The following is a 12,789-nucleotide window of genomic DNA, read 5'->3' on the forward strand; positions in this document are numbered from 1 at the left end:
CACAAATCAGGATCAGGTTCTTGCACATGTGTGACGGGCGCCACTACGTTCCATCGAGAAGGTGCCCGTCCGGTGCTGCCGGCCCCATGGCCGAGCCGATCCGAACCCGAGACAAAGGGATCCAGATGAACGTGCTTCGCAGGTCCGCCCGCGTGCGCTACGAACGGCTACGCCGTTCGAGCGCACGCCTACTCGCGATCGTCGTAGGACTGGTCGTCGCGCTGCCGGTGATCGCCGCAGCAGCAGCGGCCCCGGCCGCCGCAGCGCCGGACGACACGCTGAGAGTGCTGCTCTTCTACAAGGACAACTTCCACGCCTCGCACGTGCAGGCGCGCCAGGCGGTCCGCGACCTCGCGGCCGAGCTCGGCACCCAGTACAGCCAGACCGTGGAGATCGAGGAGACGCAGGACCCGGCGGTGTTCAACACCGCCAACCTCGCGACGAAGGACACCGTGGTCTTCGCGCAGACCGGTGGCGTGCTGTTCAACACCGACCAGCGCGCCGCGCTGGAGGCCTACATCCGCGGTGGTGGCGGCTTCATGGGTCTGCACTACACCGGCTGGTCGGTCGGCCAGAGCGAGCACGACGTCAACCCGTTCTACCTCAAGCTCGTCGGCGCGATGTCCGAGGGACACCCGGAGAACCCCGGCGTCCGCTCGGGCCGCGTCGTCGTCAAGGCCACGGGTCACCCGCTGACGCAGGGCCTCGGGACCGAGATCACCCGCAACGACGAGTGGTACGACTGGACGCTCAACCCGGCCCCGAACGTGCGGATCCTGGTCGAGGCCGACGAGAGCTCCTACCAGAGCCTCGGACGGCAGGGGAGCTCGCACCCGATCACCTGGTGCCAGCAGATCGACAGCGGTCGGTCCTGGTACACCGGCATGGGCCACGAGGGCACGGCGTACTCCGAGCCGTTCATGCGCACGCAGATGCGCCGCGGTCTCGCGTACGCCGCGGGCCTGCTCCCGGCCGACTGCTCGCCGCCCGCCAAGGACGAGGCCGGCGGCTGGAGCGGCGTGACGCCGTGGCCGCTGATGCCGATCAACATGGCGCTGACCTCCGACGGCAAGGTGCAGTCCTTCGGCAGCGTCGGCGGCTGGGGCAACGACACCACCCCGTTCGACTGGACCGGCGACAGCTCGATCACCCAGGGCGGCCAGATGGAGTTCGACGTCTGGGACCCCGCGCAGCAGCGCACCCTCGCGAACTACAAGAACGGCCTGATGGCCAACAACACCTACACGGACCTGTTCTGCTCCATGCAGGTGCAGAACCCCCACACCAAGGCCACGATGACGGTCGGCGGTGACGACGGCCTGGGCGGCAATGCCCCCAACGACGCCGCCATCGGCGTCACCAGCTACAAGACCAACACCGGTCTGAAGAACGCGGCGCCGATGAACTACCCGCGCTGGTACCCGACGGGCACCACGACCTCCGAGGGCGACATCGTCGTCCAGGGTGGCAGCCTGCGCGGCGGTCCGGGTGGCCCGGGCGTGCTCACCCCCGAGATCTACCGTCCGGACGAGGGCTCCAGCTGGAAGCTGCTCACCGGTGCCAAGAGCGCCCTCGCGTACGGCGACGGCGGCAACGGCAACGGTCCGGACGAGAACCGCTGGTGGTACCCGCGCGCCTTCGTGGCGCCGGGCAGCGGCAACATCTTCAACATCAGCGGCACCCAGATGTTCGAGCTCGACCCGAGCGGCGAGGGCCAGATCATCAACCGGGGCACGCTGCCCGCAGGTGTCTCCAACCAGGGCGCCGACGGCAACCCGGTGGGCGCGACCTCGACGGCCGCGATGTACCGGCCGGGCAAGATCCTGCAGGTCGGTGGCGGCTGGTGGGCCAACGGCGGCGGACCGGCCGGCGCGCGCGGCGGCTTCACCGTCGACGTCACCGGCGGCACCGAGTCTCCGGTGGTCACCAAGACCGCGCCGATGGAGTACCAGCGCCACTGGCCGACCGCGACGGTCCTGCCCGACGGTGACGTCATCGTCACCGGCGGCAGCCGCGACAACAACGGCGAGGGGGGCTACGTCACCGAGGCCGAGATCTGGAACCCCGACACGGGTGTCTGGAAGACGGTCGAGGTGCCCTACGAGCACGCTCGGCTCTACCACTCCACCGCGCTGCTCCTCCCCGACGGTCGCCTGATGATCGGCGGCGGCGGGGCCCCGGGTCCGCGCAACTACACGGACGTGGAGTACTACTCGCCGTCGTACCTCTATGACGGCAACGAGCTGGCTGAGCGTCCGGTGATCACCACCGCACCCAAGAAGGTCGGGTACGACGGGTCGTTCCAGATCGGCGCCTCCGGCCCGGTCTCGCGAGTCACCCTGGTCCGCAACGGATCGGTCACGCACGGCTTCAACAACGACCAGAACTTCCAGGACCTGGAGTTCAGCCAGGCGGGCGGGACGGTCACGATCGACACCCCGGAGGACGGCACCTACGCCCCACCCGGCGCCTACATGCTGTTCGTCTTCGACGAGGACGGCACCCCGTCCGTCGCGAAGATCGTCGACATCGACCCCACGGTCGAGATGGACCAGCTCAAGCCGGAGGTCGTCGACCAGTTCGAGTACCCCCGTCTCCCCACGGAGTGGCGTGGCGCCAACCCGCCGAACACCATCGACCTGGCGCCGGGCAACGGCCGGATGGCCCCCTGGGCCGTCCAGAGCCAGGTGCAGCTGGTGCGTGGCACCGTCGCCACCCAGGGTGGCCTCGGCGGCACCGGCTACCAGCTCGCGCTGGGTCAGTCGGGCAGCATCGAGCGGAGGCTCCAGGGTCTCGACCCCGGACGTGAGTACCGGGTCTCGCTGCGCTACGCACGAGACAGCCGGTCGGTCGGCGGGACCGGGGCCGCGAACGCCCAGCTGAAGGTGGGGTCGCTCGACGCGACGATCACGGCGACGACCGACAACCCGTCGCAGGGCACCAACGACACCACCTACGGCACGTACGCCGCGACGTTCACGGCCGACCAGCGGACCGAGACGCTCAGCCTGACCGGAGACGGCACGGGAGCCGGACTGATGGTCGACGATCTCGTCGTCGTCGGCTCGGACCCGGGTCTCAGCGACGTCCCGATCCACTACGAGTTCGAGGAAGGCACGGGCACGTCTGTGGCCAACACCGGCACCGACGACACGGTCGGCGCCGCGACCCTCACCGGCACCACCGGGTGGTCCGACAACGGCACCTTCGGCAAGGCGCTCGACATGCCGGGCGGCAACAACGCGAACGCCGTCGACCTGCCGGACAACCTGCTCAAGGACGAGACGGACTTCACCACGTCGTTCTGGGTGCGCCCCGACACCAAGGGCAACTGGATCAACCTGTTCCACATCGGCGACGGGCTCGGCGACGCGGGCAGCTTCTTCCAGATCCAGATGCAGACCCAGGCGCAGGGCAACACCGGCCTGGCGGCAACCTTCAAGAAGAAGGGCAACCCCCTTCAGGAGCGCGTCTACGCGACTCCGACCAAGGACGTGACCGCGAACCAGTGGAACCACGTGGTCTTCACCCGTGAGGGCACGACCGGACGGCTCTACCTGAACGGCGTGGAGATCGCGAGCAAGAACAACTTCACGCTCACCATGGCCGACGTCGGCGCGACCACGAACAACTGGCTGGGCCGCAACGGCTACCCCGACCCGTCGTACGACGGGCTGATGGACGAGGTCCGCCTCTACAAGACGGCGCTGTCGGCCGACGCCGTCGACGCGTTGTACGACGAGGGCTCGTCCCTACGCACCACCACGACCGTGGCAGTCTCCCCGGCCTCGCCGTCGCCGTTCGCCGAGCCGCTGAGCGTCTCGACCACGGTGGAGGGCTCCAACAGTGCGCCTGCCCAGGGCGAGGTCGAGCTGTGGGTCGACGGTGCCCGGGTCGGGACGGCGGTGAGCCTCGTCAGCGGGGCGGCCACCTTCCCCGAGGTCACGATCAACCGTGGCGACCACGACATCGAGGTCCGCTATCTGGCGGCCGAGGGCTGGCGCAACTCGACGAAGTCGGTGACCCACACCGTCCAGCGCCCGCCGGTGGCGGAGGGCACGCCGGTCCACTACGCCTTCGACGAGGGCAGTGGCGGCAGCTCTGCCAACTCGGGCACGGACGCCTCCATCGGGTCCGCGACGCTCAACCCGGCCTGGTGGGGTGCGAACGGGAAGTTCGGAGCCGGGGTGAACCTGCCGGGCGGTGGATCCGGGACGGGCAACCACGTCGTCCTGCCGAACAACATCGAGCAGGACCTGGAGGACGAGTTCTCGGTGTCGATCTGGGCGAACCCGCGGGCGCTGCCCAACTGGGTCCCGCTGCTCCAGATCGGCAGCAGCACGGACACGTTCTTCCTGCTGCAGTCGTCCACCCAGGCCGCTGGCGCCACCGGGTTCGCTGCCACGTTCAAGGCTCCCGGCAACGCCAACCAGGAGCGACTGACGCTGGGTGCGGGCAACGACCTGCCGCTCAACGCCTGGACGCACGTGGTGTTCACGATGAGTGGTGGCACCGGCCGGATCTACTTCGACGGTGAGCTGGTCGGCACCCGGGACAACTTCACCCTGGGCATCGACGACATCGGGGTCGGTGGCAACACCACCGCCAACATGATCGGTGGCACCAGCTGGCCCGACCCCAGGTTCAACGGCTGGATCGACGACTTCCGGATGTACGGCCACGAGCTGTCCGCGGAAGAGGTCGGCGAGCTGTTCGAGGGCCCACCCCCGAGCAGCGTCCCGGTCGCGCTCGGCAACCGCTACAACGCCGAGCAGGACACGGCCCTCGAGGTCGCGGCACCCGGTGTGCTCGGCAACGACACCGATGCCGACACCGACGCCGAGGACCTGACCGCGGTCGGTGCCACGCAGCCCGACAACGGCGACGTCGCCCTCGACGCCGACGGCTCGTTCACCTACACCCCCGACGCCGGGTTCACCGGCGTGGACACCTTCACCTACCGCGCCAGCGACGGGGAGAACGAGTCCGCGCCGGCCACGGTGACGGTGGTGGTCGCGCCGCCGCCGGCGGCCGACGTCCCGCCGATCCACTACACCCTCGACGAGGGCGCGGGGAGCGCAGCCGGCAACACCGGCTACGACACCTCGTTCGGCGACGGCGAGCTGCTCGGCTCCACGGTGTGGTCCGACGACGCCAAGTTCGGGAAGGCGGTCAACCTCCCCGGCGGCGCGTCCACGACCAACAACCACATCAAGCTGCCCGACAACCTCGACCGGGACCTGGAAGATGAGTTCTCGGTGTCGATCTGGGCGAACCCGCGGGCGCTGCCCAACTACGTCCCGCTGCTCCAGATCGGCAGCAGCACGGACAGCTTCTTCCTGCTGCAGTCCTCGACCCAGGCAGGTCCGGGCAACTCCGCCTCCGGCTTCGCCGCCACCTTCAAGGAGGCCGGCAACGCCAACCAGGAGCGGCTGATGCTGGGTGCGGGCAACGACCTGCCGCTCAACAGCTGGACGCACGTGGTGTTCACGATGAGTGGCACCACTGGCCGGATCTACTTCGACGGCGAGCTGATGGCCACGAGGGAGAACTTCACGCTGGGCATCGACGACATCGGGGTCGGCGGCAACACCACGGCCAACATGATCGGCGGCACCAGCTGGCCCGACCAGCGGTTCAACGGCTTGGTCGACGACTTCCGGATGTACGGCCACGAGCTGTCCGCCGACGAGGTCACCGACCTGTTCGAGAACTTCCCGAACACGGCACCGACCGGCGCGGCGGACGCTTACACCACCAGCGAGGGCGATCCCCTCACGGTGGCGGCCCCCGGCGTACTTGCCAACGACACCGACGCCGACGAGGACACCCTCACGGCGACGGGCATCACCCAGCCCGGGCACGGCACGGCCACCCTCGCTGACAACGGGTCGTTCACCTACGTCCCCGCCAGCGGCTTCCACGGCACGGACACGTTCACGTACCTGGCCGACGACGGGACCGACAGCTCCGACCCGGTGACGGTGACGATCACGGTGCGGGAGGACGACACGCCGGCTCCGCCGACGGTCGTGGACACCAGCCTCACCGGCACGGCCGGCGCCTTCACCTACGGCCGGTCGGGCAGCCTCACCGCCACGATCAGCCCGGCGACGGCGACCGGACGGGTCGAGGTGCTCTACGGCTCGACCGTCATCGCGACCGGCACCCTGTCCGGCGGCAAGGCGACGGCGGCACTGCCGGCGAAGTCGCTGCCGCCGGGGACCCCGACCCTGACCGTGCGCTACGTGGGTGACCCGACCCACCGAGCGTCCACGGCGACGGTGCGGGTGGTCGTCAAGGAGGTGACGCCGACGATCCGGGTCCAGGCACCCAAGAAGATCAAGGCCGGCGCCCGGGCCAACGTGAAGATCCGCGTTGCGGCCCCCGCAGGGGTGCCGGTGACCGGCAAGGTCGCCGTGGCGATCAAGGGCGGCAAGACGATCGTCGGCACCGTCAAGAAGGGTGCGGTCGTCGTCCGGTTGCCTGCCGCCCGCAAGGCGGGCAAGTTGAACCTGAAGGTGACCTACCTCGGGAGCGACCTGGCCGCGAAGGTGGTGAAGAGCGCCACCATCACGGTGGTGCGCAAGCGCTAGCAGCAACGACGAAGCGGGCCTGGAGGATCAACCTCCAGGCCCGCTTCGGCGTACCAGTTGCTACCCGAGGGTCAGGATCCGTCGGCGAGCGCCGCCACGACCCCGGCCCGGCTGGCGTCCTCGCTCGCCAGGACGCCGCCGTTCGCGACGATGTCGGGGGTGATCTCGCTGAAGACCATCCGGACGTCCTGGCGGCGGGCGCCGAGGATCTCGACCGCGTTGTCGGCGACGGCCGCGGCGAAAGCACGGCGCTGCTCCACGGTGCGGCCCTGCAGCAGTTCGACGGTGATGTTGGGCATGGGGGTCCCTTCGTACGTGGCCGCGCACGATCTGTCCACATGAGCGACCAGGATTCGGTTATGTGAACTGCAGCCTACGCTTCTGACGCTTTCGGGATCAATGGTTCACATCCTTGACAGAAATTCGGCGGGCTGGTTCAGTGACGGGCGTCACTTCGGTGACCGGAGCAGCTCCCGACTAGCACCAGGACGTGACCGTGGACCGCGAAGTGACCACCGTCCGGCGACGCCGTACCGCGGCCCGGTTGGCGGCAGCAGCACTGCTTCCTCTCGCGGTGGTCGGCCTGGCCGTGCCCGCGAGCGCGCACGTCTCGATCACGCCGTCCTCCACGGTCGCGGGCGCCTCCGCGGTCCTCGACGTGAGCATCCCCCACGGGTGCGACGGCTCGCCGACCACCGAGGTCACGATCCGGATCCCCGAGGAGATCAACGCGGTCAGCCCGACCCGGAACGCCTTGTGGGAGCTCGAGAAGGAGACGGTGCAGCTCGACCCGCCCGTGGCCGACAGCCACGGCAACCAGGCCACCGAGCGGGTCGCGTCCGTCACCTATCGCACCGACACGCCCCTGCCCGACGGGCACCGCGACGTGTTCGAGCTGGCGCTGCAGATCCCCGACACGGCGGGCGCCACCTTGGTGTTCCCGACCATCCAGACGTGCGAGCACGGTGAGGCCGCCTGGATCGAGGTCCCGGAGGACGGGCAGGACCCCGACGAGCTCGAGCTGCCCGCGCCGGCCTTCGTGGTGACGGCAGGGTCGGAGTCCCACCAGGCGTCCGCCACCACGATCCTGGCCGCGGGGCCGACCGCCGGCTCGCAGGAGGGCTCGTCGGCGGAGGTCCCGGTGATCGCGTACGCCGCCTTCGGGCTGAGCGTCCTTGCCGTCATGCTCGGCGTCGCCTGCCTGGCCCGGCTGCGCCGCCAGACGTGATCAGCCGCTGCTCGCGACGAGTGGCGGCACTGATCGTCGTCCTCGCCGCCATGACCGCCGTCGTGCTCGGCGGTGCCGGGCCGGCCAGCGCCCACGCCACCCTGGTCGCCACCGACCCCGCTGAAGGTGCGGTGCTCGCGGAGGCGCCGGAGCAGGTGACGTTCACATTCAACGAGGCCGTGATCGGGGTGCCCACCGGCATCCGGGTCTACGACGCCCGCGGCGGCGAGGTCGCCTCGTCCGCGAGCGTCAGTGGCTCGCAGCTGCACGTCGACCTGGACGAGGAGGTGGGCGACGGCACCCTGGTGGTCGTCTGGCGCCTGGTCTCCGAGGACGGCCACCCCATCGGTGGGTCACTGACCTTCTCCGTCGGCGCCCCGAGCGCCACGGTCGAGAAGCCGCCGGTCGGCGACGTCGACCCGGACGCGCCGTGGACGCTGAGCCTGGCCCGGTGGGCCGGCTACGTCGGTCTGCTCGCGGGTGCCGGTCTCGTCTGGTTCGCCGTGGTTCTCCTCCCCGCCAGCGATCTCGCACGGTCGGGCCGCCGGCGGGTCGTGGGCGCCGCCCGGGCTGCGGCTGTCTGCGCCGGGTTCGCCTGGCTGCTCGCGCTGCCGCTCACTGCGATGTACCAGCTCGGCGGTGGCGCCGACGCCCTGGTCAAGGGCTCGACGTGGTCCGCGCTGCCGTCGGTGCAGTACGCCGTGACCGCGCTGGTCGTCCTCGGCGTCGTCGGTGCCGTCGTGCTGCTCGGCGACGGCCTCCCCGCCCGCTCACGTCGGATCGCGGCTGCGGTCGCGGGTGTCGTCGCGGTCGTCGCGCCGGCACTCACGGGGCACACGCGGGCCGCCAGTCCTGAGGTGCTGGTGGTGGGCGCCGACATGCTGCACCTGCTCGCCGGCGCCGTCTGGTTCGGCGGACTGATCGGGCTGGCGCTCACCCTGCCCGGGCTCGCCGACAAGGGGGAGCTGGGGGGCGAGGTGCTGGCCCGGTTCTCCGGCCTCGGTGCCGGCGTCCTGGTCGCCCTGGTGGCTACCGGCACGCTGCTCGCCTGGCGGATCGTCGAGTCCTGGGGTGCTCTGATGGACACCGGCTACGGCCAGCTGCTGCTCGTCAAGATCGCGATCGCCCTGGTCGTCGTCGGCATCGCCACCTGGAACCGCTTCCGGCTGCTTCCGCTCCTGCGGCAGGCCGACCGCCGCCGGGACCGTCGTACGGCGGTGCAGCGCGTCGTCCGAGCGACCGTGGCCGAGGCGGCCGTGCTGGTGGCGGTCCTGCTGGTCACCGGCGTGCTCGTCGATAAGAGCCCCGGTCCCGATCGCTCCGTGGCCGCTGCGGCTGCTGGGCCCGCCGTCAGCACGGGCACGCTCGGGGACGTCGCCGTACGGGCCACGATGGCTCCCGCGGCCACCGGACCGAGCACCGTCACCATCGCGATGGCGGACTCCGCCGGCGACCCCTTCGAAGGGTTCGAGGCTCCGCGCGCCCGGCTGTCCTCCGACGAGGTCGACCTGGGCGACGTGCCGGTCCAGTCCGTGGCCCCCGGCACCTACTCCGCCCAGGTGGTGCTGCCGTCGGCCGGCACCTGGCGGCTGCAGGTCTCTCTCCGGACCACGGAGTTCGAGAACCCCGTCACCACCCTCGAGTTCACCGTCGGAGGATCCTGATGTCTCGTCCCCGTCACCTCCGGCCGTACGTCGTCGCCGTGCTCCTGGTCGTCGTCGGTGCCCTCGTCCTCGGCGTCACCCGGATGCCCGAGCGGGCGGCCGCGGCGCCGGCTCCGGACTCCCTCCTGACCGCGGCAGGTGGCCAGACCTGGCTCGTCGACGCCATCGACGACTTCCGCGGCAACAGGTGGGAGTCGGTCGACACCAAGTCGTCCCAGGTCACCATCCAGACCGGGGACTCCGTCGAGTGGCGGTTCGACTTCGCCGCGCAGGAGCACGACCTGACGTCGCAGGACACCGGAACCGCCTGGGAGCCCCCGATCGCGGAGTACCGCGTGCCCGGCGACGAGCCGGTCCGCTACACGTTCGACAAGCCGGGCACCTACGACTACATCTGCTCGATCCACGGCACGCTGATGCGCGGCACCGTCGTCGTGGAGGAGGCGGGCAACCAGGACCCGATCGCGTCCCCGGTCGTCGACCCGACGAGCGGCGCCGCACCGCTGATGACCCACTTCACCGCCAACGCCACCGACCCGGACGGCGACCCGCTGACCTACCGGTGGCACTTCGGCAACGGTGAGCAGGCGACCACGGCGCACGCGATGCACAGCTACACCGTGCCGGGGACGTACACCGCGACCCTCGAGGTGTCCGACGGCCACGGTGGGCTGCTGCAGGACGAGTTCGCGATCGCCGTCAGTGGCGGCGCCGCACCTGTGGTGACCGCCGCTGCCGATCCGGTCGCCGGCCTCGCGCCGCTGACCGTCGTCTTCAGCAGTGCGGCGAGCGACGCGCAGGGTGGAGAGCTCGACTACCACTGGGACTTCGGTGTCACCGCCACCAGCGACGACGCCGCTGACACCGCTGATGCCGAGTACACCTACGTCGCGGACGGCACCTACACGGCGACGCTGACCGTGACCGACGGCGACGGCAATGCCGGCACCGACGCCGTCGAGATCGTCGTCGGCGACGGCGCGGCCCTCCCGGAGGTCGCGGCGACGGCGACCCCCGCGACCGGGGTCGCGCCGCTGGGCGTCGCGTTCTCCACCGCCGTCGCGACGACCGGTGACTTCGCGCCGTTCGCCGACGGCAGTACGACGTACCCGGACCTCGACGGCACCGCGCGGCTCGTGCGCGGGCGCGGGGAGACCGCGGCTCGCATCGACGTGACCGGGCTCAAGTCCGGCGGCGCCCACCTCGTCCACGTGCACGAGCAGGCCTGCTCCCTGGGCAACGGCGGCGCGCACTTCCGCTTCGACGAGGGACTGCCGTTCGCCGAGGGCAACGAGATCTGGCTGCCGTTCACCTCGGACGCCTCGGGACGCAGCGGCGTGGTCGAGAAGGTCCGGCCGATGCGGGCCGGCGCGAAGGCGGTCTCGATCGTCATCCACGACCCGGACAACCCGGCCAAGCGGATCGGCTGCGCCGACCTCGGGCCCGGCGTCGCCGACCTGACCTACCGGTGGGACTTCGGCGACGGGACGAGCGGTGTGGGGAGCGATCCCGACCACGTGTACGCCGCGGCGGGCACCTACACCGCGACCGTCACCGTCGGTGGGCCTCATGCAGGACACGGTGCAGGCCACAGCGTCAGTCGGTCCGTGACGGTCGTCGTCTCCGGCGGCCCGGCCGCCGACACCACCGCGCCGGAGACCAGCGTCGTCAGCGGACCGAGCGGCACGGTCCGGTCCGCCGCCGCTGCCTTCCGCTTCGCCAGCAGCGAGGCCGGCAGCACCTTCGAGTGCCGGCTCGACGGCAGAGCCTGGGACCGTTGCTCGTCCGGGCCCACCTTCCGCAACCTGCGCGACGGCGGCCACGACCTGCAGGTGCGCGCCGTCGACGGCGCCGGGAACGCCGACCCCACGCCTGCGGTCCGCCGCTGGACCGCCGACATCGACGGCCCCGTCATCCGCGGCGCTCGTCCCTCGGGAAGCCTGCGCGACCGCACGCCGACGGTCCGGGCGACGGTCCGAGACCGCTACTCGCCGGTGCGCCGCGGCGGACTGCTGCTACGCGTCGACGGACGGGTCGTGGACGGTGTCCGGTACGACGCGACACGCAGCCTCGTGACCTGGACACCGCGGCGCGCGCTGGGCCCGGGTCGGCACGTCGTACGGCTGGTGGCGGCGGACGCTCTCGGAAACCGCTCGGTGACGACCTGGCGCTTCCGGATCCGTCGCTGAGCACGCGGCCGCCGTTGGCGGGGTCGGACACACTGGCTGCGTGTCCGCCGCCCGCCTGATCACGACGTACGCCCCGGAGCGACCGGAGGCGGCCGTGCTGGTGCTGCACGGGGGAGCGTCCCGTCCGGGACGATCGGCGGTGAGTCCGGCGCAGCTGTCGGTCCGGCGGATGGTGCCGATCGCGCGGCGGATCGCCCGGTCCGGGCGTGGTCGGGTGGCCGTGCTGCGGCTGCTCAACACGCATCGTGGGTGGGACATCACGCACACACCGATCGACGACGTCGTCTGGGCTCTCGCGCAGGTGCGGGAGCGGTACGGCGCGGTGCCGGTCGGCCTCGTCGGACACTCGCTCGGCGGCCGCGCGGCGCTGCTCGCTGGCCCGCTGCCCGGTGTGCGCAGCGTCGTCGCGCTCAACCCCTGGGTCTATCCGACCGACCGCGCCGACCTCGCCGGGCGGTCGGTGCTCGTCGTGCAGGGCACCGCCGACAGGGTCGCCGACCCGGAGCGTGCGCGCGTCGTGGCCTCGGCGATCGCCGAGACCACCGACGTCACCTTCGTCCCGGTCGAGGGCGGCAAGCACGCCATGCTCCGCCACGGCTCCACCTTCGAACGCGCAGCGGCGGACTTCGTGCTCTCGTCGTTGCTGGGTGCGCGGCGTCCCGGTGGTCGTGTCGGTGGTTGAGGTGTGAGGGCCGCCAGGCCCGCGCCTCGAAACCACCACGCGGCAGGCAGGGCGGTGAGTGTCGCGATGTGCTGGCTCGTCGTCCTTCCGTACGGCGCCATGGTGCGGCTTCCGACGGTGGGGTCGAGGGTCCGCTTCGCTGCTTCGCGCCCTTGACCCCACCGTCTCCAGCCGAGAAGAGCGCGCCTATCGGAAGGACGCCGACCCTCGAAACCACCCCCACGGACGTCGCATTCTGGTTGTTCACACGTTCGTACGGAAAAGCCGAACGATCGTGCGGAAGATAGATCATAAAGTTCCCAATACCCTGTGAAAACAAGGGTTCTGAGCCTCTGACTGTCGGTGGTCCCTGGTTGGGTTGAACCATGACAGCGATGACCACACCCCGCCACCAGGTGGCCTCGGCGACCGCGCACCTGCGCGGTATCGT

The 12,789-nt window shown here is 70.8% G+C and carries 6 protein-coding genes; 5 read left to right on the top strand and 1 reads right to left on the bottom strand.

Going from position 1 to position 12,789, the window contains the following annotated elements; genetic code table 11:
* The first annotated feature begins 125 nt into the window (after positions 1 to 125).
* A complete protein-coding gene (locus ABEA33_RS17120) occupies positions 126 to 6,596 on the top strand; it encodes a LamG-like jellyroll fold domain-containing protein (protein WP_345528097.1) in 6,471 nt (2,156 codons plus the stop codon).
* 71 nt (positions 6,597 to 6,667) lie between these two features.
* Here the strand turns inward: ABEA33_RS17120 and ABEA33_RS17125 are convergent, their stop codons facing one another.
* Entirely contained in the window at positions 6,668 to 6,895 is a 228-nt protein-coding gene (locus tag ABEA33_RS17125; RefSeq protein ID WP_345528098.1) for a tautomerase family protein, read from the bottom strand.
* A gap of 197 nt (positions 6,896 to 7,092) precedes the next feature.
* Here ABEA33_RS17125 and ABEA33_RS17130 point away from each other — a divergent pair, with 197 nt between their 5' ends.
* The 4 genes from ABEA33_RS17130 to ABEA33_RS17145 are packed head-to-tail and all read left to right on the top strand — an operon-like array spanning position 7,093 to position 12,359.
* Positions 7,093 to 7,824 carry a YcnI family copper-binding membrane protein gene (locus ABEA33_RS17130; protein ID WP_345528100.1) on the top strand — a complete coding sequence of 244 codons (732 nt, stop codon included), beginning with the start codon at positions 7,093 to 7,095 and terminating at the stop codon, positions 7,822 to 7,824.
* Positions 7,825 to 7,844: 20 nt separating this feature from the next.
* A complete protein-coding gene (locus ABEA33_RS17135) occupies positions 7,845 to 9,488 on the top strand; it encodes a copper resistance CopC/CopD family protein (protein ID WP_345528101.1) in 1,644 nt (547 codons plus the stop codon).
* The gene (locus ABEA33_RS17140; RefSeq protein ID WP_345528102.1) at positions 9,488 to 11,677 is read left to right on the top strand and encodes a PKD domain-containing protein; all 2,190 of its coding nucleotides are present in this window, start codon (positions 9,488 to 9,490) and stop codon (positions 11,675 to 11,677) included. The genes ABEA33_RS17135 and ABEA33_RS17140 overlap by 1 nt, the downstream gene beginning before the upstream one ends.
* Before the next feature lie 40 nt (positions 11,678 to 11,717).
* Positions 11,718 to 12,359 (top strand): alpha/beta hydrolase, encoded by a 642-nt coding sequence (locus ABEA33_RS17145; RefSeq protein WP_345528103.1) that lies wholly within the window; start codon positions 11,718 to 11,720, stop codon positions 12,357 to 12,359.
* Positions 12,360 to 12,789: the final 430 nt, after the last annotated feature.

The organism is Nocardioides endophyticus, assembly GCF_039543845.1.
Taxonomy (GTDB): domain Bacteria; phylum Actinomycetota; class Actinomycetes; order Propionibacteriales; family Nocardioidaceae; genus Nocardioides; species Nocardioides endophyticus.